Source organism: Mesorhizobium temperatum (genome assembly GCF_002284575.1).
Taxonomy (GTDB): Bacteria; Pseudomonadota; Alphaproteobacteria; order Rhizobiales; family Rhizobiaceae; genus Mesorhizobium; species Mesorhizobium temperatum.
On the sequence record NZ_NPKJ01000013.1, the window covers coordinates 49,150 to 71,401 of the forward strand.

The window sequence follows — 22,252 nt, forward strand, 5'->3', positions numbered from 1 at the left end:
GCTCTTTCACCGGCAGCTACGCATCGTGTAGTCGCCAACCCGGGCATAGAAAAAGCGCAACTGAGTGATCACGCGCTTGTCCTCGTCGCGTCCGCCCGGCTCGAAATCCTTGTAGAGCGGCGGAAGCGGGTAGACGTCGTCATCAACGCTGGCTTTAACGATCTGCTCCGACTCCGTTACCTGGCCCTTCGGCGGCAACCGCAGGACAAGCTCGTAGTCGCCCTCGGTAGCATCGTCGCCCTGTTCCACCCTGAGCCTCTTGAAGACGTCCGGTATCGTCAGGAGGTCCTTAAATGCCACCCGCAACTCGTCGATGGTTTTGGGCCAAGATTCCCTGCCTTGCTGCGCCCATTCAACTAACTTCTTCCCGACCGCCTCGTAATCCTTGAAGATAGCACCTGTCTCGTCGCCATCGATACCGAACTGAACCGGCGGGTATTTTCGATCTGGTGAACCGATATCTGGTCCCGGCATGCTTCCCTCCTTTGGTAGTGTCTTCACGCACGGGCAGTAGACCGCTAACGCCAAATACCCGCAAGGGCGATTAACTCACATCGTCAGCGTGAAAGCTTCGTGAAAATTTCAGGCGACACTGCCAGAAGACAAAATCGGCTTCTTGTTTTAACTTATCTCCTTTCCGCTAATCGGGCTCAAGACGGTATTGCGCTTTTTGAGGGGATGGTCGGCATGAAGGATATTGGTTGTCTCGGTTTTGCTTGGAAACGACTTTCTCGCCAACTGTGGTCAGTCCGGCTCGCGCTGGTGCGAGGAGTGCTGGTCGGGCTTGCGGTGTTGTTGTTTTCCGCAGGTGCGCCCGATGCCGGCGAAGGTAAGGCGCCGCTTCAAGACCATCCGGAGCGGCGTGGCTTGGGTGTCAAGTTGGCGGGAAAAAGCTCGACGAATCCCGCAGCGACACCTGGGCGCGACGTTAGCGCCGCTCCCACCATCGTCTGGGGACGGTCACTTTTCGTGCGAAAGCCGGCCCTTCTGGAGGGAATTTCCTTCACCGGCGTGATGGACCAACTCGTGGCGTCGAGCAACGGCAAGATCGCCGACCGCAACGAGCTGTTCCGGAACTGGTGGAGCACGGCGGCTGGCGACGAGTGCGAAGACCTACGGCCGAAGCAGCCGAATGGTGGCCCGCCGTTTTCCTACGACTGTTCGCGAGCCGAAGGGATGCTCAAGGACAAGGATCCCTATAAGGTGTTCGGCGACGGCAAAACCCCATTCATCATCGTTGCCGCCGTGAATCGGGTCGATCTGCTGCTTGGCGACGATTGCGGCGAGTTTCGCGTCATAGCGGGAAAGCATCCGGATTGGAAAAATCCGGTTCCCAACGAGGCCGAAGCTCCCGATGGAATCACCGGCGAGATGCTGATCGCTTTCGAGGCAGTCATGCCCAATGAAGGTGACCCGAAGCGCTGCCGTTGCGATCCAGAAGTTCTGGCTATCCCTTTCGGAAGAGCTGACCCAAGGCCAGCCACGGTTCGCGGACCGGGAAGTCGCGATTTTGCTGCGCAGGTTTTTCCTGGAGGGAATAACGCTCGCGGAGGACGGCAGCGTTGTTGACGGCGATCTGGGCGGCCGGACCACGTTTCGGCTGCGTCCGGCCATGCATGTCGACCATCTCGGCGCGTCGGAATCAAGCACCGGTCAAATCCGGACGAACTCGAAGCTGCATCGGGGACAATGGGGGCTCCGTGAGTACCGCTTCGACAAGGAGTCGATGCGCCTGCTTCCCACGCGTACAACAGGTTCCCCTGAGCCCACTCTCTTTTCCCAAAATTCACCGGACTCCGAGGCAACGAACGACCTCGTTGAATTGGTAGCAGAGTCTATTCGCACCGAAGGTTCTGCGCATGGTCCTCTGCTTGATCCCAACATTAACAGCTTCCACTTGCCAGGCCTGCCCGAGCACCTGCTCGCGGCGGAAATGAACGCGGAAAATCGTTCGCTCGGCGACTACGCTGCAGTACTCCACACCGAAGGAAATCCCGACCTCATTGGCACGATCAAAGATGCTGCGGAAGCTCTGGCAGCGGAAATGAACGGGCAAAATGATCGGCTCGGCGCCGACGCTGAAATACTCCACGCTGAAGGAAATCCCGACCTCAGTGGCAACACCGACAGTCCTGCGGAAGCTCTGGAACTGCAAATCCGAAAGCGGATTCAGTCCCTCTCCTGCGCAGGTTGCCATCAGTTTTCTGACAGGGGCCGCGGCGGCTTCAAGGACGATTTCAGGCGCCCGGTCTGTTGGCAAGGCACCAACAACACACACGTCACCACTACTTTAAGGGATGGCGAGTACCAAATATCGCGGGCCCTGAAGTTCGTCTTTCTACCGCACCGGGAATATGTAATGCGGCGGTACTTGGCGGGGAACGCTCCGGCGAAGGAAGACATGAGCAACGATGCGCAAGCAGCCTGGGTCGGTCTGCCCCACTGCTAGAGAGCATCTGATATCAGGTAGTCCGTCTGTAATGCCCGCGTGCGGTACCTAGGCGGAACAAAAGGCGGCGTCTCGGGCGCGGTTCGCCGCTAGAGCATTTGGCAGCCAAAACGTCTTCGTTTGGCGTCCGACAAAATGCGTTAAAACGAAAAGTTAGAGCGCGGTTTGGTTTCACCAAAATGCAAAGCGCTTTTAGTGATCGCGGCGCCTGCTGCCTAGTCCCTCGGGACATCTCATCCTTTCACGTCCTGCTCACGCGCAGATCACGTCACCCGTTGCTTGGTAGGGCGTCGGCCGACCGGTCGCTCGACGTCTGCAGCGCGGACAGTACCATGTTCGAACATATCCTGGCCGGCATGCCTCAGTTCCTGGCTGCTTATGCCGTTGTTCTGGTGACGCCCGGCCCGATCACGTTCGCGACGGGAAGCCTCGCAACCCTCAGCGGCCTTCCGAGGGCGATGCCATTCGTCATCGGCATCGGCACGGGCGCGGCTTCGCTAACCGCATTCCTCGGCCTGATGGCCGACAACGTTTCCACGACAGTTCCGCTCCCGATCCTTCACCTGGCCGGTACCGCATTGCTGATCTGGATCGCGGTCAGGATCATCCGCATACCGCTGCCGGCCGGCGAGCCTGTAAAAAAACTCGAAAGGCTCGCTTGGTGGCCTCGTCTTAACTGGATTTCTGACTCCGTTGTCCTCCCCGCTAGGCGGCCTTTTTCTGATGGCAATGTTCACCGGCCCGGTGCTGTCGCAACGCGAATTCGGGACGGTCGTCTCGATCGCGGTGGCAGTCGGCGTGGTCAATCTCGCCTGGTACATGCTAGTGGCCACCGTCTTCGCCCGCCTGTCGGCCTGGCACCGTCCGATCCGCACCGTCGGAGCGGCCCTCCTTACGTCCCTGGCAATGTGGTCAGCGTGGTCTGCCCTAGGTTCTGGGTGATGCGGAATGGATCCCGTTTGGAGATCTGTGCGGCCCCATGCGCTGCGAAAGAAGCTTCGCTTCTCTCCGCCGGCCAGCTCAAACGACAAGGTCCACCCATCTCGGCCATTGGCGGCAGCCAGCTGAATGAGTTTGCCAAGGCCATGATCTCGAACCGGAGGTTCGGACAGGATCATGGTCAAGCAAGAATGTGGAATTTTATCCCGTTCTTTTGGAATAAGTCAGCCGGAAAGACTCTATTCGGTTGAATCGCTGTCCGGCAATTGCATGTCGGTGATGACGTTCTCGCCGTTTGTCTCGTCGTAGGCGATCACGATATCCATGCCGGGCTTCAGCGCATCGAGATCGGTTTCGGCATTCAGCTTGTAGGATTTGCCGTCGTCTAGTGTCAGCGTCAACGTGTCCTTGTCGACCTCTTTGATCAGGCCTTCGGTTTGGCCGGCGAAGGCGGCAGTGGAAAACAGCAACATGGCGGCAACGGCGCCGATCAGGATACGCATCATCGTCCTCTTATCATTGCGCCGGCACGGTGGCGGCGGGTGTTCAACAGACGGATCGAGGGAAGCAGAAACCAACCGAATGTGTCAAAACTAAATCCGCCAGATCACAGTTTGACCACTGCGGAAAACGCCAATAGAACGCAGACTGCAGCGCCGCGCGTCCCTGTTGGACGGGCGCAGGACGCTGTAGCACTTTGATTTTGCGCATGACCCCAAAAATCGCTCCGATTTTCGGGTCATGTGCTAAGCCGGCTCCGATGCCGGCAGGGCTGGTTTCATGTCTCACAATACGTTTGGCCACCTTTTCCGCGTCACCACCTGGGGCGAAAGCCATGGCCCAGCGCTCGGCTGCGTGGTCGACGGCTGTCCGCCCGGCATCCGCTTCACGCGCGCTGAGATCCAGGCCGACCTCGACAAGCGCCGCCCGGGTCAATCGCGTTTTGTGACGCAGCGTCGCGAACCCGACGAGGTCAAGATCCTGTCCGGCTTCATCCTGGATGAGGACGGCGAGACCATGATCACCACCGGCACGCCGGTGTCGATGCTGATCGAGAATGTCGACCAGCGCTCCAAGGACTATGGCGAGATCGCCCGCCAGTACCGGCCTGGTCATGCCGATTACACCTACGATGCCAAATACGGCCTGCGCGATTATCGCGGTGGCGGCCGGTCTTCGGCCCGCGAGACAGCGGCGCGGGTGGCGGCCGGAGCCCTGGCCCGCAAGGTCGTGCCCGGCATGATCGTGCGCGGTGCGCTGGTATCGATGGGGGAGAAATCGATCGACCGCGCCAACTGGAACTGGAATTTCGTTGGCGACGCCGAAAATCCGTTCTTCACGCCCGACCCGGCATCGGTCGCCGTCTTTACCGCGTATCTTGACGGCATCCGCAAGGCTGGTTCCTCGGTCGGCGCGGTGATCGAGATCGTCGCCGACGGCGTTCCGGCAGGCCTCGGCGCGCCGATCTATGCCAAGCTCGACCAGGACATTGCCTCGGGCCTGATGTCGATCAATGCCGTAAAGGGTGTCGAGATCGGTAACGGTTTCGAGGCCGCCCGCATCACCGGCGAAGAGAATGCCGACGAGATGCGGATGGGCAATGACGGCAAGCCGGTCTTCCTCTCCAATAATGCGGGCGGCATCCTCGGCGGCATCTCGACCGGCCAGGCGATCGTCGCGCGCTTCGCTGTCAAGCCGACCTCGTCGATCCTGACCCCGCGAAAGTCGATCGACAAGGACGGCAACGACGTCGAGATCATGACCAAGGGCCGGCACGACCCGTGCGTTGGCATCCGCGCCGTGCCGATCGGCGAGGCGATGGTTGCCTGCGCGATCGCCGATCACTATCTCCGTCATCGGGGACAGACAGGGAGGGGAGTAGGGGAGTAGGGGAGTAAGGCAGTATGTTACACAGCTCCCGCGACCGCATTTTCCTTTTTCCTACTCCCTTACTGCCCTACTCCCCTACTCCCGCGAGCAAAGCGAGCACTTATGCCTTACGACCAGAAGAAAATCGTCGAAGCCCTGCGCGCCTTCGAACGCGGTGAGATCGTCGTCGTCATGGACGATGACGGGCGCGAGAACGAGGGCGACCTGATCGTCGCCGCCGTCCATTGCACGCCGGAAAAGATGGCGTTCATCGTCCGCAACACCTCCGGCATCGTCTGCACGCCGATGCCGCGTGAGGAAGCCAAGCGCCTGAACCTTTCGCCGATGGTCGCCGACAATGACTCGGCCCACACCACCGCCTTCACCGTCAGCGTCGATTTCAAGCACGGCACGACGACGGGCATTTCGGCTGACGACCGCACATTGACCGTGCGCAATCTTGCCAACGGCAATGTCGGCGCGTCTGATTTCGTCCGCCCCGGCCACATCTTTCCGCTGATTGCGCGCGAAGGCGGCGTGCTGATGCGTTCGGGCCATACCGAAGCCGCGGTCGATTTGTGCAAGCTTGCCGGCCTGCCGCCGGTCGGCGTGATTTCCGAGCTGGTCAATGATGACGGCACCGTGATGCGCGGCCCGCAGGTGCAGGCCTTCGCCGAAAAGAACGGTTTGAAGCAAATTTCGGTCGCCGACCTCATTGCCTACCGCCAGCGCAAGGAAACGTTGGTCGAGCGTGTTGCCTGTTCCAACATCGACACGCCTGGCGGCAAGGCGCAGGTCTTCACCTACACGCTGCCCTGGGATTCTATGCACCATGTGGCGATCGTCTTCGGCGACATCCGCGACGGCGAGGAGGTGCCGGTGCGGCTGCATTCCGAGGACGTTGTGACCGACGTCTTCGGTACCAGCCACAGGCTGGACGCCATCATGAAATCGATGGGCGAGCGCCGGCGCGGCGTCATCGTCTATCTGCGCGAAGGCTCCGTCGGCGTCGCCCATCAGGAGCGCAACCGGCCGGCTGCCGGCGACCGCGAGGACCATGAAGAGGCGCGCCGCCGCGAAAGCGAATGGCGCGAGATCGGCCTTGGCGCGCAAATCTTGAAGGATCTGGGCATTTCCTCGATCAACCTGATCGCCTCGCGCGAACGCCACTATGTCGGCCTCGAAGGTTTCGGCATCCACATCGCCAACACCGAAATTCTCTAAAGGCGGCGCGTCGCAGTCCCCCTGTGGCCGGAGAAACTGCTTGCCGGCCTCAGCGCCGATATCGCGGTGCCTGCAGGCTACAGTCGGAGGGCGGCTGGGTAGTAGAGGTGATAGTGTAGTCCGAGACGCGCATCGAGCCGCGCTCCTCGGCAACTGCCGGACTCAGTTCGGCAAGCTCCTCAATTCATGAAGTTCCGATTTGCGTAATTGGCTGGATGCAGCGAGCGGCGCAGTCGATTTCGGCAGGCCCGCGGATACGCCGCATCTTTCTGATGGTCACGTCTGCCTGACTGCACGTTCGCCTATCAATGATGGACTGGCGCGCCAGCATTCATGACGCTCATGCATAAGAGCATGCGGAATTAAGCCCCTAATCGCGAGCACTGCTCAAACTATCTTTCCCCTTGGGACACCTCTGTCCCGATCGCGACGACCAACAGGACGTTGCCGAAAATCTGCACGCCTTCAGCAGCCATTGATGTGCTCGCTCTGACAGAGAAGAGGACCAAAAGCGACATGACGACCTCCGCAGACTTTAGTATCACCAGACGGGATCTGTTGATGGCAGGAGCCGCTTCCGCGGCAATGACCGCGGCGCCATCCGTGGCGAACGCTCAAGCTCGCGATGTGCGTTCCGCCGTCGGCGAGCCTGCCATGTCCAAAGTGGCCATCACCGTGAACGGCCAGGCCCGCGAACTGGACCTCGATACGCGCACCACGCTGCTCGATGCGTTGCGCGAGCACCTGCATCTCACCGGCACCAAGAAGGGCTGCGATCATGGCCAGTGCGGCGCTTGCACGGTGATGGTCGACGGCCAACGGATCAATTCATGCCTGACGCTCGCGGTGATGCACGAAGGCGACACCATCACCACCATCGAAGGGCTCGGCACGCCGGAGAACCTGCACGCACTGCAGGCCGCCTTCGTCAAGCATGACGGTTATCAGTGCGGCTATTGCACACCCGGGCAGATCTGCTCCGCCGTGGCGGTGCTCGCCGAGATAGAGGCCGGCATCCCGAGCCATGTCAGCGAAGATCTGACCGCGGCACCGCAGGCAACTGCCGGCGAGCTGCGCGAGCGGATGAGCGGCAATATCTGCCGTTGCGGTGCGTATTCCAACATCGTCGATGCGATCGCCGAGGTCGCCGGGAGGCCGGCATGAGATCCTTCACCTATGAGCGTGCGAGTTCTCCTGCGGAAGCAGCTGCCGCGGCGCGTGCCGAAGGCGCCAAGTTCATCGCCGGCGGCACCAACCTGCTCGATTTGATGAAGCTCGAAATCGAAACGCCGACGCACCTGATCGATGTGAACGGCCTGGCGCTCGACAAGATCGAAACGACGACCGAGGGCGGGCTGCGCATCGGCGCCCTGGTGCGCAACACCGATCTCGCCGCGGACGAGCGCGTGCGACGCGACTACGGCCTGCTCTCTCGTGCGCTGCTCGCCGGCGCCTCGGGCCAGCTGCGCAATAAGGCGACCACCGCGGGCAACCTGCTGCAGCGCACGCGCTGCCCCTATTTCTACGACACCAACCAGCCATGCAACAAACGCCAGCCCGGCAGCGGATGCGCGGCGATTGGCGGATTCAGCCGTCAGCATGCCGTGATCGGCGCAAGCGAGGGGTGCATCGCAACCCATCCGAGCGATATGGCCGTGGCGATGCGGGCGCTCGACGCAACAGTGGAGACGGTGCGCCCCGACGGCACGGCGCGGAGCATCCCCATCGCCGAGTTCCACCGGCTGCCCGGCGACACGCCGCATGTCGAGAACGTACTCGTGCCCGGCGAACTGATCACCGCAGTCACGCTGCCCAGACCGGTGGGCGGAACGCACATCTATCACAAGGTGCGCGACCGGGCTTCCTATGCCTTCGCACTGGTCTCGGTCGGCGCAATCGTACAGCGCGACGGCACCGGGCACATCGCTCTCGGCGGCGTGGCGCACAAGCCATGGCGTGTCGAGGCAGCTGAGATCGAGATGCCGCGCGGCGCCAGGGCCGTGACGGTGCACCTGCTCGCCGATGCCAGGCCCACGAATGAGAATGCATTCAAGCTGCCGCTGGTCGAGCGCACGCTCGCCGCGGTTCTGGCGGAAGCAAGGAGCTGATTCATGAGATTCGATACCCCGGCTACGACCAACCCGATCGACCAGCTCAAGGTCGTCGGCAAGCCTACCGACCGGATCGACGGTCCGCTCAAGACCACAGGCACTGCGCCCTATGCCTATGAATGGCACGATGTCGTACCCAACCAGGCCTATGGCTATGTGGTCGGCTCGGCCATCGCTAAGGGCCGGATCGCCTCGATCGATCTGACCGATGCCAAGGCCGTGCCAGGCGTGCTGGCCATCGTCACGGCTGAAAACGCCGGCAAACTCGGCAAGGGTGACTGGAACACAGCCAAGCTGCTCGGCGGTCCCGACATCCAGCATTATCATCAGGCGGTCGCGCTTGTCGTCGCCGAGACGTTCGAACAGGCGCGCGCCGCGGCGCAGTCGCTCCGCGTCGACTATATCCGGGCCCACGGCGCGTTCGACCTCGCGAGCGCCAAGGATTCCGCGGTCGTGCCGGAGGCCACTCCTGCTACCGCGGTCGGCGACTTCGCTGGCGCCTTTGCCAGTGCGCCGGTCCAGCTTGATGCGACCTACACCACACCCGATCAAGGGCACGCGATGATGGAGCCGCATGCATCGATCGCCGCCTGGGACGGGGACAAGCTCACGCTTTGGACCTCGAACCAGATGATCGCCTGGAGTACGGGGGACATGGCCAAGACGCTGGGCATCCCCAAGGAGAATATCCGGCTTATCTCGCCGTTCATCGGCGGCGGCTTTGGCGGCAAGCTGTTCGTGCGATCCGATGCGGTGCTTGCAGCCCTTGGCGCACGCGCCGCCCGGCGGCCAGTGAAGGTGGCGCTTGCGCGACCTTTCATGTTCAACAACACCACGCATCGGCCGGCAACGATCCAGCGTATCCGCATTGGCGCGACCCCGGACGGCAAGATCACCGCGATCGGTCATGAAAGCTGGTCTGGCGACCTGCCCGGCGGCGGGCCAGAAAATGCGGTTCAGCAGACCAGCTTGCTCTATGCCGGCGCCAACCGCATGACCGCTACGCGGCTCGCCGTGCTCGATCTGCCTGAAGGCAATGCGATGCGTGCGCCGGGCGAAGCGCCGGGCTTGATGGCGCTCGAGATCGCGATGGACGAGATGGCGGAAAAGCTCGACATCGATCCGATAGAATTCCGCATTCTCAACGACACCCAGGTCGATCCTTCGAACCCGGGTCGCCGGTTCTCGCAGCGCCAGCTGGTCGAGTGCCTGCGCATCGGCGCCGAACGCTTCGGCTGGAAGACGCGCGACGTCCAGACCGGCGGCACCAAGACCGGCCGGATCCGCGAGGGGCGCTGGCTGATTGGTGTGGGTGTTGCCGCGGGTTTTCGCAACAACCTTCTTACGAGGTCTGCCGCGCGCGTTCGTCTCGATCGTCCTGGCATCGTCACGGTCGAGACCGACATGACCGATATCGGCACCGGCAGCTACACGATAATCGCCCAGACGGCGGCGGAGATGATGGGCGTGCCGCTCGACAAGGTGGTGGTGCGGCTTGGCGATTCGAGCTTCCCGGTCTCGGCCGGCTCAGGTGGCCAATGGGGCGCCAACAACTCGACATCAGGCGTTTACGCCGCGTGCGTCAAGCTACGCGAGGCGGTGACGCAAAAGCTTGGATTCAACACTGCCGAGGCCGTCTTTGAGGATGGCAATGTCCGCCTGGGCAATCGCAGCATTTCACTCGCCGAGGCTGCAGGCGAAGCAGGCCTCGTCGCCGAGGACGCGATCGAATATGGCGACCTCGCCAAACAGTACCAGCAATCGACCTTTGCTGCTCACTTCGTTGAAGTCAGTGTCGACGCTGCAACCGGGGAGATCCGCGTGAGGCGGATACTCGCGGTTTGCGCGGCCGGTCGTATCCTCAATCCCAAATCGGCGCGCAGCCAAGTCATCGGCGCCATGACCATGGGCGTCGGCGCGGCGCTGATGGAGGAGCTTGCGGTCGACAAGCGTCGCGGCTTCTTCGTCAATCATGATCTCGCCGGCTATGAGGTGCCGGTTCATGCCGACATCCCGCACCAGGAGGTGATCTTTCTCGACGAGACCGATCCGATTTCGTCGCCAATGAAGGCCAAGGGCGTCGGCGAGCTCGGCCTCTGCGGGGTCGGCGCGGCCATCGCCAACGCGATCTACAACGCCACCGGCGTGCGCGTGCGCGATTATCCGATCACACTCGACAAGCTGCTTCCGGGTTTGCCCGAGATATGAGCGTGGCTGTCGTTTCTCGGGGAGCAATCGTCTTCCCGCTGCCGCGCCTCGCGAGCATTCAAGTCTTCGAATGCAAATCTGGATCAGGAATGGAGAATCTCCTCATGAAGAAACTCGCGGCTTCGCTCATGATCTCGTCGCTCGCCGCCTCTGTCGGCGAGGCGCAGGAGAGGCCCGCAGGCCGGATCGCACCGCCGGACGTCTATATCGTGGCGCCTGGACTCGGAGATTATACGGACGACCTGCCGTTCGGCGACGTCTGGCTGTGCGACGAGCTCAAGCCTCGTGATCGCAGCATCGTCACCGTCTCGGCCCTGATTGCGTCGGGTCGGATTGCGCAGGTGGGCGGGCATGTCGGCCGGGCGCTCGAAAACGGCGTCACCCCAAGCGAGATCGGCGAGATCATCACCCATCTCGCCTTCTACTCCGGTTGGCCGAACGCCATTTCCGCCGTTAACGCGACAAAGGAGGTCTTCGATAAGCGCGGCATCGAGCCGGTTGCGGCCGAGGCGGGGCAGCCACTGGAACTCGATCCGGCTTCCGAGGCGGCAAGGGCGGCGAGCGTCGATACGTCGGCCGGTCCGGTCGTTCCGGCGCTCGCGGAATATACAAACCGGGTGCTCTTCGGCGATCTCTGGCGGCGGCCGCAACTCTCGGCACGCGACCGCAGCCTTGTCACCATCGCCGGGCTCATCGCAACGGGAAAAGCCGAGCAACTGCCTTTCCATCTAAGTCGCGGGATGGACCATGGCCTGACACGAACCGAGGTTGCCGAGGTTCCGACGCATCTGGCCTATTATGCCGGCTGGCCCAATGCAATGTCAGCGGTACCGGTCCTGCGCGCTGCCTTCGAGGCTCGCGAAGTCGCTGCGCCAGGGGAAGCGGAAACCCGCGCCGGCGCGCTTACTGTGCAGAGATACGACCCGGAAGCTGCCGCCATTGGATCACCTGAGAACTTCACGGGCTCCGTGCGGGTCGAGTCGCGGTTTCAAGCCGAGGAACCGGCGCGGGTCGGCGGGGCGACGGTGAGCTTCGAGCCGGGTGCGCGCACAGCCTGGCATACGCATCCGCTTGGCCAGACGCTGATCGTCACCGCGGGTTGTGGCTGGGCACAAAGCGAAGGCGGGCCGATCGAGGAGGCGAGGCCTGGGGATGTGGTGAATATCCCCCCAAATGTCCGCCACTGGCATGGCGCCTCGAAGGGGGCCTCCATGACCCACGTGGCCGTGGCGGAGTCCCTCAATGGTAGTGCCGTCACCTGGATGGAGCAGGTGACGGAAGACCAGTATGCCCGCGGCCCCGAAGCCGCCGATCAGTGCCGCGGCTGATTTGCTGGGCCGTGTCGGCCTTCAGGGCGTCGCGTCAGAGGCGGGCAGCCGTATACGCCTTCGAAAGAAGGACGTCCGGCCCTGCTCAGGACCGGACGCATAGGAGCCTATTCGGCAGGAACCGCGGCTGCGTCGCATGCGGAGGTGTCGCAATCCGCCGTGGCAAGGCTGCGCATGCCGAGCAGCACGATGACCAGCGCGATTACGCCCGCCGCCACTGACACCAGGAACCCGCTCTGTGCGCCGAAGGCGTCCACCACCCATCCGGCGGCGAAGGAGCCGAGCGCCATGCCGATGCCAATGCCGGTCATGACCCAGGTGACGCCCTCGGTCAGCATCGCCTCCGGCACGCGACGCTCGATCAGGCCGAATGCCGTGATGAAGGTCGGCGAGATCGCCACGCCGCTAACGAAGACGGCCAGTGCCAGAAGAGGCACCGTGTCGGCGACGAGCAGCGGCAGCGTGGTGAGCGCGATGATGGCGATCGCGATGGCAAGCTGAATTTGCAGCGGTGTTTTCAGGGTCAGGGCGCCGATGATGATGCCGACGACGAACGATCCGAGGGCGTAGACGCCGATGACGAGGCTGGCGGCGCCCGGCTGGCCGAGCTCTTTGGTGATCGCCACGGTGCTCACCTCCGTGGTTGCGAAGGTCGCGCCAATGAAGATCAGGGCCAAGGTGATGATTTGGACCGGCCGCAGGCGGATTGCCGAGCCGTGCGAGCCCTGGTCGACCGGTCGCACTCGCGGCTCGGTCGAGCGCTGCAGGATGAAGGCTGTCGAGCCGAAGGCGAGGAACAATGTGCTCGCCAACATTCCCGCTTCCGGGAAAAGGGCGACGCTCAGGCCCACCGATAGCGAAGCCCCGGAGATGTAGACCAGCTCGTCCGCCGCCGACTCGAAGGCGAACGCGGTGTTCATCTCGGGGCGGTCCCGGAAGAGCTCTGTCCAGCGCGCGCGCACCATTGCGGGGATGCTGGGCATTGCGGCGGCCAGCAGCGCTGACACGAACAGTGTCCATATCGGCCAGTCCTGATTGGCCGCCGCAACCAGCACCACGAAAGCGAGCACGGAAATGACAGTGGTGGGCACCACAATCCGCGTCTGGCCGAGGCGGTCCACCAGCCGCGATATCTGCGGCGCGACAAAAGCATTGGCCAGAGCATATGTCGCGGAGACGGCGCCGGCCAGCCAGTACTCGCCGTGCGTCTGCGACAGCATCGCGACGATCCCGATCGGAGCCATGGCCATCGGCATCCGGGCAACGAAGCCGGCTGCGGCGAAGCCCTTGGCTCCCTTTGCCTTGAATATTTCGCGATAGGGATTGGGCATGAGAACACTCCTAGATTTTTGAGGCCGAGCCACTTATATACGTGGCGTATGCAAAACAGATAATGACATACGATGCGTATGTCAATTAATATACGAGATGTATGTGAAGGAATGAGCGAATGGGGCACAAACCACGCAAGGAGATGATCGCGGAGACCCGCGCCAAACTAGTCGCTGCGGCGCGCCATGCTTTTGGCACTGTTGGCTATGCCGAGGCGTCGATGGACGACTTCACCGCATCGGCCGGGCTGACGCGCGGCGCGCTCTATCATCACTTCGGCGACAAGAAGGGCCTTCTACAGGCGGTCATCGCCGAGATCGACGCGGAAATGTTGGCCCGGCTGAAGATCGTTTCGGCCAGGGCGGACAATCTCTGGCAGGGCTTTGTCGACGAATGCACCGCCTATATCGAGATGGCGCTGGAGCCGGAAATCCAGCGTATTGTCCTGCGCGATGGACCGGCGGTGCTCGGCGATCCTTCGCAATGGCCGAGCCAGAACGAATGCATCCGCTCGATGAGCGAGAACCTTCAAAAGCTGGGGGACGAGGGAACCATCGTTGCCGTTGATCCCGAAGCCGCAGCAAGGTTGGTCAGCGGCGCCTCGCTACATGCCGCGCAGTGGATCGCAAATTCGGAGGATCCCGAAGCGACGTCGAAAAAGGCGGTGAAGGCCTTCAACGTGCTTCTCGAGGGATTGCTCAAGCAAGGCAGTAGGATTGGCCGTCCGCAAGCACCGGCTGAGATTGACAAATCGCTGGCCTGAGTCTGTTTCAAGATCATTGCAGGCGCGCGGCCCGAATGGGACCGGCCCGAGGGTTCTCGAAACACACGCAACTCAAGGAGAGGGCGCTGGCCTCGCTCGGCAATTCGCGCCCCCCAACAGCACCCAAACATCTAGACCCTGTTGAACGCCTGCCTTTGGCCGTGCCAAAAACATGGTCAAAGCCGCCGGGCACGCCTATATCGGGGGCATGGTCACAAGGCTTTATACCCATCCGATCTTTCTCGAGCACATAACGCCGCCCGGTCATCCGGAGCGGCCGGACCGCCTGCGCGCCATCGAACGGGTGCTCGACGACGAAGTCTTTGCGGCGCTTGATCGTGCCGAGGCGCCGGAAGGCGACGAGGCCACCATCCTCTACGCACATCCGCAGGAATTCGTCGAACGGGTCCGCGCTACGATACCGGACACCGGTATCGCTCGCGTCGACGCCGACACCACCGCCAGCCCGAAAAGCTGGCAGGCGGCCGTGACGGCGATCGGCGCTGCCAACGCCGCCGTCGACGATGTCTTTCGGGGCAACGCCGCCAATGTCTTTGTCGCCGCCCGGCCGCCCGGCCACCACGCCGAAAAGACAACGTCCATGGGCTTCTGCCTGTTCAACACCGCGGCGATCGCGGCGCGCTACGCGCAAAGGCAGCACCAGGCCGAGCGCGTTGCCATCGTCGACTGGGACGTGCATCACGGCAATGGCACGCAGGATATTTTCTGGGACGATCCGTCGGTGCTCTATTGCTCGACGCATCAGATGCCGCTTTATCCCGGAACCGGGGCCGTGAGCGAAACCGGCGCCGGCAACATCGTCAACGCGCCGCTGGCGCCGCAGACCGGCAGCGAGGTTTTCCGCGACGCTTTCCTGTCGCGCATCTTGCCGGCGCTCGACAATTTCGCGCCCGACCTCATCATAATTTCCGCCGGCTTCGACGCGCACCACCGCGATCCGCTGGCCGAGATCAACTTGACTGAGGACGATTTCGACTGGGCAACCGGCCAGTTGATGCAGCGCGCCGGTCGCCACAGCGACAACCGGCTCGTCAGCCTGCTCGAGGGCGGCTACGATCTGCAGGGATTGGCATTTTCGGTCGCCGCCCATGTCGGGCGACTGATGAAAGGATAGAGAATGGCTGGTGAGACCAACGAAGACGTCAAGGCAATGAGCTTCGAGCAGGCGCTCGACGCGCTGGAGAAAATCGTCGATGATCTGGAGCGCGGCGACGTGCCGCTCGACCAGTCGATCCGCATCTATGAGCGCGGTGAGGCGCTGAAGGTACATTGCGATCGGCTGCTCAAGGCGGCCGAGGACAAGGTCGAGAAGATCAGGCTTTCGCGCGACGGCAAGCCTGTGGGGACAGAGCCGCTGGACGCGGAGTAATGCATGTTCCCGAACCGAAGGTCCGCGTTAGCGAAAAGTGGGAACCGGTTTTCGGACAAGATCATGCTCAAACAAGCATAAAAGCGAGACACGGAGGTCCAGAAAAGCGATGTGCAGAAACATCAAGACCCTTTTCAATTTTGATCCACCGGCGACGAATGAGGAAATCCGCGACGCGGCTCTTCAGTTCGTCCGCAAGCTGAGCGGATCGACACGGCCCTCGAAGCGAAATCAGGACGCCTTCGACCATGCCGTCGATGCTATCGCTGCGTCGGCTCGCGAGCTTCTCGATTCTCTCGAAACCACGCACCATCCGCGCAGTCGCGAGGAAGTCGCGGCCAAGTCGCGCGCAAAAGCGGCGATCCGCTTCGCCTGATTTGATGGCAACCGTGCATTGCCGCTGACAAGGAGGTTTCGTGAGCTTCTTCCCCGGAAACGACCCTCTGCCCGGTGACGCCTTCGCCAGCGACCAGATCGAACTGATGGTCATTCCGAACGCCAAGGACATTGGCGGTTTTCAGGTTCGCCGTGCCTTGCCGACCGCCAGGCGCCGGCTGGTCGGTCCCTTCATCTTCTTCGATCGCATGGGCCCGGCGATTTTGCGGGCCGGCCAGGCGCTCGACGTCCGTCCGCATCCGCATATCGGTCTGTCGACGGTCACTTACCTGTTCGACGGCAAGATCAGGCATCGCGATTCGCTCGGCACCGAAATGGTAATCCAGCCCGGCGACGTGAATTTGATGACCGCCGGCCGCGGTATCGTCCATTCCGAGCGTACGCCACAGGAACTGCGCGGCGCGCCGATGTCGGTTTCCGGCCTGCAGACATGGCTGGCGCTGCCTGACGATAAGGAAGAGGTCGACCCGATCTTCGAGAATACGGCGGCCATGCGTCTGCCCGAGATCGACGCCGAAGGCGTCAGCGGGCGCGTCGTCATCGGTGCCTTTTCCGGGCTGCGGTCTCCCGTCATGACCGCTTCGGACACGCTCTATGCAGACCTCAGCCTGGCGCCCGGCGCTAGCGTGAAAATCCCTGCCGATGCCGAGGAGCGCGCCATCTATACGTTGGAGGGAGAGGTTTGGATCTCCGGCGACCGCTTTCCGGCAGAGCGGCTGCTGGTGTTCCGGCCCGGCGACGAGATCGTCGTGTCGTCGGAGGGAGGCGCCCATTTCATGCTGTTCGGCGGTGCCTCGCTCGGATCGAAGCGCTACATCTGGTGGAATTTCGTGTCATCGTCGAAGGAACGCATCGAACAGGCCAAAGAAGAGTGGAAGACAGGCCGCTTCGATATCGTTCCTGGGGATGAAGAAGAGTTCATTCCTCTGCCGGACAATTAGAGCGCCGCGCGCGGTTTTGGACACGCAAAGGAAACCTTAACACTTTGAATCTGAGCCGCGTCACTCACACGCATTTACATTCGCCGGCCAGCGGCCTATTTCGCACGTGAATAAAAAGCAGGCCCTACCACCAGTGAACGCAAAGCTCCATACGCCCCTTCTCGACAAGGTCCGCATACCGGCCGACCTCAGGACGCTTGACGAACGTGATCTGCCGCAGTTGGCATTGGAGCTTCGCACCGAGTTGATCGACGCCGTGTCCCACACCGGCGGACATCTCGGTGCTGGCCTTGGCGTGGTCGAACTGACGGTCGCATTGCACTATGTCTTCAACACGCCAGACGACCGGCTGATCTGGGATGTCGGTCACCAGGCCTATCCGCACAAGATCCTGACCGGCCGCCGCGACCGTATCCGCACGCTGCGGCAAGAGGGCGGCCTGTCCGGCTTCACCCAGCGCGCCGAGAGCGAATACGATCCGTTCGGCGCCGCCCACTCCTCGACCTCCATTTCTGCCGGCCTCGGCATGGCAATGGCACGCGATCTCTCCGGGGGCCGCAACAACGTCATTGCCGTTATCGGCGACGGCGCCATGTCGGCCGGCATGGCCTATGAGGCGATGAACAATGCCGGCGCGCTCGATGCCCGTCTGATCGTCATCCTCAACGACAACGACATGTCGATCGCTCCGCCGACCGGCGCTATGAGCGCCTATCTGGCCCGCCTTGCCTCGGGCAAGGCCTATCTGGGCTTGCGCGATTTCGGCAAGAAGCTGACCTCCTATCTCGGCGAACGCGCCGATCGCGCCATCAAGCGGGCGGTCGAGCATGCGCGCGGCTACGTCACCGGCGGCACGCTGTTCGAGGAAATGGGTTTCTATCACATCGGCCCGATCGACGGTCACAATCTCGAGCACCTGATCCCGGTGCTGAAGAACGTCCGCGACAATGCCGACGGTCCGGTGCTGATCCACGTCGTGACCCAGAAGGGCAAGGGCTATGGACCGGCCGAGGCGGCCGCCGACAAATATCACGGCGTCAACAAATTCGACGTCATCACCGGCGCACAGGCCAAGGCGCCGGCCAACGCGCCGAGCTACACGAAAGTCTTTGCCGAAAGCCTGATCCAGGAAGGCCGGGAAGATGATCGCATCGTCGCCATCACCGCCGCCATGCCGAACGGCACCGGCCTCGACCTCTTCGGCGAGGTGTTCCCGTCGAGGACCTTCGACGTCGGTATCGCCGAGCAACATGCGGTGACCTTTGCCGCCGGCCTTGCCACGGAAGGCTTCAAACCTTTCGCTGCGATCTATTCGACCTTCCTGCAGCGCGCCTACGACCAGGTCGTCCATGACGTCGCCATCCAAAAACTGCCGGTGCGCTTTCCGATCGATCGCGCCGGCTTCGTCGGTGCCGACGGGGCGACCCATTGCGGCGCCTTCGATACGACTTTTTTGGCGACGCTGCCCGGTTTCGTCGTCATGGCCGCGGCGGATGAGGCGGAACTGCGACACATGGTGCGCACGGCGGCAAGCTATGATGAAGGCCCCATCGCCTTCCGCTACCCGCGCGGCAACGGCGTCGGCGTCGACCTGCCGGAGCGTGGCTCGGTTCTCGAAATCGGCAGGGGCCGTATCGTCAGGGAGGGCACCAAGGTTGCGCTGCTTTCCTTCGGCACGCGGCTGCAGGACTGCCTGGCTGCGGCCGAGGAGCTCGGCGCGGCAGGGCTTTCCACCACGGTCGCCGATGCTCGTTTCGCCAAGCCGCTCGACGAGGACCTGATCCGGCGGCTGGCGCGCTCGCATGAGGTGCTGGTAACAGTGGAAGAGGGCGCGGTCGGTGGCTTCGCCAGCCATGTGCTGCAATTCCTGGCCCATGAAGGGCTGCTGGAAAACGGCCTGAAGGTACGCCCGCTTGTGTTGCCCGACACTTTTGTCGATCACGCCAAGCCCGAAAAGATGTATGCCGACGCCGGGCTGGATGCCGCCGGCATCGTGCGCACCGTCTTCGTGGCGCTGGGACACACCGCCAGCGCGCAAAGCGCCTGAATCAAAGTCTCAACGGCTTGAATAAACTTCCCGACGCGCGGTCGTAATTGACTGTTTGTGTTGTCATTTGGCATTCGCCTACGGTGTCTCTGGTCTCGCGGCCAATCTTCTCAGAAGCAGAGTGAAATCCTGATGCTTTCTACCGTGTGTGAAGGGCAGAAATGGTGTTTCGTGCCGTTCGATTGTCGACTGGAAATGAGCAACCAGCGCCATAAGCCGACCCTCCAGTGGGCGCGTGCAATGGCCGGGTAACAGAAATAGCGGTCATTGCAGAGTCGCTCTCGTGTCATGTTGCAATGCGGGATGATCTCGCTCTATAGAGGGTCATTCGATCGGACCCGGTGAAAATCCGGGTGGCTCTTCCGGCCGCCGATCCGCCGGACAACGCAACCGCCATTCATGAGCCTTTGAACGGATCGTCCGATCTGAGCGGTTTTGTGTTTCAATGGGCTTTTCATGCATTCGCTTACGGCTTACCGCGACCAGTGGTTCGGCAACATTCGCGGCGACGTCCTTGCAGGTCTGGTGGTCGCCTTGGCGCTCATCCCTGAAGCCATCGCCTTTTCCATCATCGCCGGCGTCGATCCGAAGATCGGCCTCTACGCCTCCTTCTCGATCGCGGTAATCGTCGCTATCACCGGCGGCCGTCCCAGGATGATTTCGGCGGCCACCGCGGCGACCGCGGTGCTGATGGTGACCCTGGTCAAGGAGCGTGGCTTCAGTATCTCCTGGCCGCCACGGTCCTTGCCGGTCTCATCCAGATCGCCGCTGGGCTGCTCCGCCTCGGCTACGTGATGCGTTTCGTGTCGCGCTCGGTGATGACAGGCTTCGTAAACGCGCTCGCGATCCTCATCTTCATGGCGCAACTGCCGGAACTCATCGGCGTGCCGTGGCTGACCTATGTGATGGTCGCGGCCGGGCTCGGCATCATCTACCTGTTTCCGCCGCGCGCGTCTGCTCCGTGATCTCGAACTGCACTGGCCGTCCTGTTTTCTTCTGTACGATCACCGCCCGATCACGAACGGTACCGGAAAGGGCAACGTCTCCGACGGTGAATGGTGACAAGGTCGCAACCCCGCAGCTTGCTGTCGATGGCGAGATTGAACAGCGCAAGATCGCGTTCCGCATGTGCCACCTGCAGTCGCGCCCGGATGCTCCAGACCTCTCGTGGCTTAAGCGGAGGCTTCTGGCCAACGATGTGACCTCGGTTCCAACTAGGCATGGTCTAGCCGCAGCGCCCGATGCGAGCTCACGCGTTGTAGCGCCTCTGGAGCCGACTATAGTGGTACGTTCAACAGGTTCCTGATTTCGGCTCGCGTGATGAGCACGGTAATAGGCGCAGTCGCGCCATTTCTGGACATTCGGAACTAGCCATAAAGCAGACGTTGGTGCGAGTTCAGGATCACTCCTCGCCAGCGTGTCTTCGAGGAACGGCGTTCATGATGGCCTCCGCCAGTTCTTCGAGGACGGAGGTATCGCCGTTCGATGCGGCAAATAGCCTGAACTCCGCTTCTGGTAACTCTGGCAGACCGTAGCTTTTGGGTATCATGACCAGGCCGCTTCTCAGCTGACTGGCGATCATCGGCGCTACGGCAAAGCCTGAGATGGCAGCCGCCCTCAGGCTGGCGTTGCTGGTGCAGATCATCACCGTGCGCTGGCTGATCCCGGCCTTGGCAAGCCGTTCAAGAGCAACTTCCCTGTAGGGGCAAGGTTCCGGCAACACGGCCAATGGCAGCGGGTCCGGAAGATCCACGCCGGTATGATCCGCCCATGCCCAGACAAGGGGCTCGCGCCACAGGAGGCGCCCCATCTCCTCACCCTCACACTGTGATCCGAGCACCAGTTCGATGTTGCCCTCCTTCATCTTCGAGAGGAGCGCACCCGGAATCCCGACTTGCACCTCGACCTGCAATCCGGGGCGATCAGCTCCGAATGCCTGCAAGGCGCGAAGGATGGAGACCTGTGCGAAGTCTTCCGAGAGGCCGACGCGAACTCTGCCGTGAAAGGGTGCCTGCGCCAGATCGGCCAAAGCATCCCGGTTAAGGGCGAGCATCGCCCGGGCATAGGCGAGCAGGCGCTCGCCATCGGGTGTCATCTCCAGCGAGCGCGTCGTCCTGTTGAGTAACGGCTTTCTGACCTGCTCTTCGAGACGGCGCAGGTGCCCACTGACGGCCGACTGCGTAAGGTTCAGTCGCGCTGCTGCCCGACTGAAACCGCCTTCGTCGAACACGGCGACGAACGTCCTGAGCAGGACCAATTCCAACATATATTCTGATCCATGATGAATATTGTCGATAATCTCAATTATTATATCGAATTAAAATATGACGCAATACGGTTTGTCACAATGAGCAAGGATGATCCATGACCAAGCTACTGCATATCGTTTCTTCGCCCCGCAAAGAGCGTTCCGCCTCGCGTGAGGTCGCCGAGGCCTTTGTTCAAAGCTATCGTGCTCGGCGACCCGACTTGGAGATTTCAACGCTCGACCTATGGGATGTCGACCTCCCGGAATTCGGTGAGGACGCGATGTTGGCCAAGTATGCGGGGCTCAGCGGCACGCCGCTTACCCCTTCTCAACAGCAGGCATGGGCCACATTGCAAGAATTGGCGCAACAACTGCACTGGGCGGATATTGTCCTGCTGTCGACGCCCCTGTGGAATTTCAGCATTCCCTACAAGCTCAAGCACTTCATCGACTTGGTATCGCAGAAGGACATCCTTTTCTCGTTCGACCCTGAACACGGGTTCGGAGGACTGCTCCGGGATAAGATCGCGGTGGTCGTCCATGCGCGAGGTCTCGACTATGCGGCGCAATCCATCACTCCGGCGCAGCGCTTCGACTTTCAAAAACCCTTTATAGAAGCGTGGTTGCGCTTCATCGGTATCGAAGATGTCCGCAGTCTAATCATCCAGAAGACCCTCTTTGGACCCGATATTGACCATGCGGCTCGCCAGGATGCACGGGAGGCCGCGTTACGGCTGGCGGAAGACCTGCTGTCGCGGACAACAGAGGCGATTGCATGATTATGAAGCGCTTGCTGCGGACATGTGCGTTGATAACCCGCTCAGACCCTAACTTGCACGAACCTCCCCGTTCAGCCGGCGTAACAACTTTGGAGAACGGTCAGAAATGGTCCGCAAGGGCTCGCTTGAAGCCGTAACGCGAAGGGCGGGATCGTGTCCCAGGGAGTGGTGTAGCTGACGGCTTGGTCGCCGCGCTCTCCGGCATGGGGGCCGGGCTGATCAGCGTGC

At 62.0% G+C, this 22,252-nt stretch carries 19 protein-coding genes, 2 pseudogenes and 1 other annotated feature; of the genes and pseudogenes, 16 read left to right on the forward strand and 5 right to left on the reverse strand.

Annotation, left to right across the window (positions count from 1 at the left end; all coding sequences use genetic code 11):
- Nucleotides 1-6: 6 nt before the first annotated feature.
- Nucleotides 7-474, reverse strand: a complete 468-nt coding sequence (locus tag CIT26_RS02595; protein ID WP_095491108.1) for a hypothetical protein — start codon at nucleotides 472-474, stop codon at nucleotides 7-9.
- A 928-nt stretch (nucleotides 475-1,402) separates the two neighbouring features.
- Between CIT26_RS02595 and CIT26_RS02605 the strand changes: the two genes are divergently transcribed.
- Both CIT26_RS02605 and CIT26_RS02610 read left to right on the forward strand, forming a co-directional pair.
- Nucleotides 1,403-2,449 (forward strand): hypothetical protein, encoded by a 1,047-nt coding sequence (locus tag CIT26_RS02605; protein WP_143747770.1) that lies wholly within the window; start codon nucleotides 1,403-1,405, stop codon nucleotides 2,447-2,449.
- Between the two features lie 332 nt (nucleotides 2,450-2,781).
- Nucleotides 2,782-3,639 carry a LysE family translocator gene (locus tag CIT26_RS02610; RefSeq protein ID WP_143747771.1) on the forward strand — a complete coding sequence of 286 codons (858 nt, stop codon included), beginning with the start codon at nucleotides 2,782-2,784 and terminating at the stop codon, nucleotides 3,637-3,639.
- On the opposite strand, the gene CIT26_RS02615 is transcribed toward CIT26_RS02610, so the two are convergent.
- A complete protein-coding gene (locus tag CIT26_RS02615; RefSeq protein ID WP_095491131.1) occupies nucleotides 3,628-3,891 on the reverse strand; it encodes a DUF1344 domain-containing protein in 264 nt (87 codons plus the stop codon). The two genes, CIT26_RS02610 and CIT26_RS02615, sit on opposite strands and share 12 nt — an antisense overlap.
- A gap of 277 nt (nucleotides 3,892-4,168) precedes the next feature.
- On the opposite strand from CIT26_RS02615, the gene aroC reads away from it, so the two are divergent.
- The 6 genes from aroC (at nucleotide 4,169) to CIT26_RS02645 (ending at nucleotide 12,128) form a co-directional block, all read left to right on the forward strand.
- Nucleotides 4,169-5,278: a chorismate synthase gene (gene aroC / locus CIT26_RS02620; RefSeq protein WP_095491112.1), complete on the forward strand. Its 1,110-nt coding sequence runs from the start codon at nucleotides 4,169-4,171 to the stop codon at nucleotides 5,276-5,278.
- Nucleotides 5,279-5,380: 102 nt separating this feature from the next.
- A complete protein-coding gene (gene ribB / locus CIT26_RS02625) occupies nucleotides 5,381-6,481 on the forward strand; it encodes a 3,4-dihydroxy-2-butanone-4-phosphate synthase (protein WP_095491113.1) in 1,101 nt (366 codons plus the stop codon).
- Between the two features lie 516 nt (nucleotides 6,482-6,997).
- Nucleotides 6,998-7,645 carry an aldehyde dehydrogenase iron-sulfur subunit PaoA gene (gene paoA / locus CIT26_RS02630; protein ID WP_095491114.1) on the forward strand — a complete coding sequence of 216 codons (648 nt, stop codon included), beginning with the start codon at nucleotides 6,998-7,000 and terminating at the stop codon, nucleotides 7,643-7,645.
- Entirely contained in the window at nucleotides 7,642-8,589 is a 948-nt protein-coding gene (locus CIT26_RS02635; protein ID WP_095491115.1) for an FAD binding domain-containing protein, read from the forward strand. The genes paoA and CIT26_RS02635 overlap by 4 nt, the downstream gene beginning before the upstream one ends.
- Nucleotides 8,590-8,592: 3 nt before the next feature.
- Complete coding sequence (gene paoC, locus CIT26_RS02640) at nucleotides 8,593-10,800, forward strand: aldehyde oxidoreductase molybdenum-binding subunit PaoC (protein ID WP_095491116.1); 2,208 nt, start codon at nucleotides 8,593-8,595, stop codon at nucleotides 10,798-10,800.
- 104 nt (nucleotides 10,801-10,904) lie between these two features.
- Complete coding sequence (locus CIT26_RS02645) at nucleotides 10,905-12,128, forward strand: (R)-mandelonitrile lyase (RefSeq protein WP_095491117.1); 1,224 nt, start codon at nucleotides 10,905-10,907, stop codon at nucleotides 12,126-12,128.
- Between the two features lie 107 nt (nucleotides 12,129-12,235).
- Here the strand turns inward: CIT26_RS02645 and CIT26_RS02650 are convergent, their stop codons facing one another.
- The gene (locus CIT26_RS02650; RefSeq protein WP_095491118.1) at nucleotides 12,236-13,459 is read right to left on the reverse strand and encodes an MFS transporter; all 1,224 of its coding nucleotides are present in this window, start codon (nucleotides 13,457-13,459) and stop codon (nucleotides 12,236-12,238) included.
- A 119-nt stretch (nucleotides 13,460-13,578) separates the two neighbouring features.
- Here CIT26_RS02650 and CIT26_RS02655 point away from each other — a divergent pair, with 119 nt between their 5' ends.
- From CIT26_RS02655 to CIT26_RS02685, 7 genes and pseudogenes are all read left to right on the forward strand, one after another.
- Nucleotides 13,579-14,223, forward strand: coding sequence for a TetR/AcrR family transcriptional regulator (locus CIT26_RS02655; protein WP_095491119.1), 645 nt, complete (start codon nucleotides 13,579-13,581; stop codon nucleotides 14,221-14,223).
- A gap of 208 nt (nucleotides 14,224-14,431) precedes the next feature.
- Nucleotides 14,432-15,358 (forward strand): histone deacetylase family protein, encoded by a 927-nt coding sequence (locus CIT26_RS02660; RefSeq protein ID WP_095491132.1) that lies wholly within the window; start codon nucleotides 14,432-14,434, stop codon nucleotides 15,356-15,358.
- Nucleotides 15,359-15,361: 3 nt separating this feature from the next.
- The gene (locus CIT26_RS02665) at nucleotides 15,362-15,613 is read left to right on the forward strand and encodes an exodeoxyribonuclease VII small subunit (RefSeq protein ID WP_029355594.1); all 252 of its coding nucleotides are present in this window, start codon (nucleotides 15,362-15,364) and stop codon (nucleotides 15,611-15,613) included.
- A gap of 109 nt (nucleotides 15,614-15,722) precedes the next feature.
- Nucleotides 15,723-15,989, forward strand: coding sequence for a DUF2277 domain-containing protein (locus tag CIT26_RS02670; RefSeq protein WP_095491120.1), 267 nt, complete (start codon nucleotides 15,723-15,725; stop codon nucleotides 15,987-15,989).
- 40 nt (nucleotides 15,990-16,029) lie between these two features.
- Nucleotides 16,030-16,950, forward strand: a complete 921-nt coding sequence (locus tag CIT26_RS02675) for a pirin family protein (protein ID WP_095491121.1) — start codon at nucleotides 16,030-16,032, stop codon at nucleotides 16,948-16,950.
- A 133-nt stretch (nucleotides 16,951-17,083) separates the two neighbouring features.
- Nucleotides 17,084-18,997 (forward strand): 1-deoxy-D-xylulose-5-phosphate synthase, encoded by a 1,914-nt coding sequence (gene dxs / locus CIT26_RS02680; RefSeq protein WP_095491122.1) that lies wholly within the window; start codon nucleotides 17,084-17,086, stop codon nucleotides 18,995-18,997.
- Nucleotides 18,998-19,328: 331 nt separating this feature from the next.
- Nucleotides 19,329-19,384: a sequence feature (sul1 is cis-regulatory element that is thought to sense ions involved in sulfur or methionine metabolism; They are found in Alphaproteobacteria), on the forward strand.
- Nucleotides 19,385-19,453: 69 nt separating this feature from the next.
- A pseudogene (locus tag CIT26_RS02685) lies at nucleotides 19,454-19,941 on the forward strand (SulP family inorganic anion transporter); the annotation flags it as partial.
- Here the strand turns inward: CIT26_RS02685 and CIT26_RS37315 are convergent.
- Nucleotides 19,940-20,219 (reverse strand): annotated as a pseudogene (locus tag CIT26_RS37315) (site-specific integrase); the annotation flags it as partial. The pseudogenes CIT26_RS02685 and CIT26_RS37315 sit on opposite strands and share 2 nt — an antisense overlap.
- A 180-nt stretch (nucleotides 20,220-20,399) precedes the next feature.
- A complete protein-coding gene (locus tag CIT26_RS02695; protein WP_095491123.1) occupies nucleotides 20,400-21,263 on the reverse strand; it encodes a LysR family transcriptional regulator in 864 nt (287 codons plus the stop codon).
- Between the two features lie 98 nt (nucleotides 21,264-21,361).
- On the opposite strand from CIT26_RS02695, the gene CIT26_RS02700 reads away from it, so the two are divergent.
- On the forward strand, nucleotides 21,362-22,024 hold the full coding sequence (locus CIT26_RS02700) for an FMN-dependent NADH-azoreductase (protein ID WP_095491124.1): 663 nt from the start codon (nucleotides 21,362-21,364) through the stop codon (nucleotides 22,022-22,024).
- The last annotated feature ends 228 nt before the right edge of the window (nucleotides 22,025-22,252 follow it).

What these genes read in the sequence shown, in the direction of transcription:
- CIT26_RS02595 (WP_095491108.1), bottom strand. Translation starts at nt 474, where the DNA reads ATGCCGGGACCAGATATCGGTTCACCAGATCGAAAATACCCGCCGGTT.
- CIT26_RS02605 (WP_143747770.1), top strand. Translation starts at nt 1,403, where the DNA reads ATGAAGGTGACCCGAAGCGCTGCCGTTGCGATCCAGAAGTTCTGGCTA.
- CIT26_RS02610 (WP_143747771.1), top strand. Translation starts at nt 2,782, where the DNA reads ATGTTCGAACATATCCTGGCCGGCATGCCTCAGTTCCTGGCTGCTTAT.
- CIT26_RS02615 (WP_095491131.1), bottom strand. Translation starts at nt 3,891, where the DNA reads ATGCGTATCCTGATCGGCGCCGTTGCCGCCATGTTGCTGTTTTCCACT.
- aroC (WP_095491112.1), top strand. Translation starts at nt 4,169, where the DNA reads ATGTCTCACAATACGTTTGGCCACCTTTTCCGCGTCACCACCTGGGGC.
- ribB (WP_095491113.1), top strand. Translation starts at nt 5,381, where the DNA reads ATGCCTTACGACCAGAAGAAAATCGTCGAAGCCCTGCGCGCCTTCGAA.
- paoA (WP_095491114.1), top strand. Translation starts at nt 6,998, where the DNA reads ATGACGACCTCCGCAGACTTTAGTATCACCAGACGGGATCTGTTGATG.
- CIT26_RS02635 (WP_095491115.1), top strand. Translation starts at nt 7,642, where the DNA reads ATGAGATCCTTCACCTATGAGCGTGCGAGTTCTCCTGCGGAAGCAGCT.
- paoC (WP_095491116.1), top strand. Translation starts at nt 8,593, where the DNA reads ATGAGATTCGATACCCCGGCTACGACCAACCCGATCGACCAGCTCAAG.
- CIT26_RS02645 (WP_095491117.1), top strand. Translation starts at nt 10,905, where the DNA reads ATGAAGAAACTCGCGGCTTCGCTCATGATCTCGTCGCTCGCCGCCTCT.
- CIT26_RS02650 (WP_095491118.1), bottom strand. Translation starts at nt 13,459, where the DNA reads ATGCCCAATCCCTATCGCGAAATATTCAAGGCAAAGGGAGCCAAGGGC.
- CIT26_RS02655 (WP_095491119.1), top strand. Translation starts at nt 13,579, where the DNA reads ATGGGGCACAAACCACGCAAGGAGATGATCGCGGAGACCCGCGCCAAA.
- CIT26_RS02660 (WP_095491132.1), top strand. Translation starts at nt 14,432, where the DNA reads ATGGTCACAAGGCTTTATACCCATCCGATCTTTCTCGAGCACATAACG.
- CIT26_RS02665 (WP_029355594.1), top strand. Translation starts at nt 15,362, where the DNA reads ATGGCTGGTGAGACCAACGAAGACGTCAAGGCAATGAGCTTCGAGCAG.
- CIT26_RS02670 (WP_095491120.1), top strand. Translation starts at nt 15,723, where the DNA reads ATGTGCAGAAACATCAAGACCCTTTTCAATTTTGATCCACCGGCGACG.
- CIT26_RS02695 (WP_095491123.1), bottom strand. Translation starts at nt 21,263, where the DNA reads ATGTTGGAATTGGTCCTGCTCAGGACGTTCGTCGCCGTGTTCGACGAA.
- CIT26_RS02700 (WP_095491124.1), top strand. Translation starts at nt 21,362, where the DNA reads ATGACCAAGCTACTGCATATCGTTTCTTCGCCCCGCAAAGAGCGTTCC.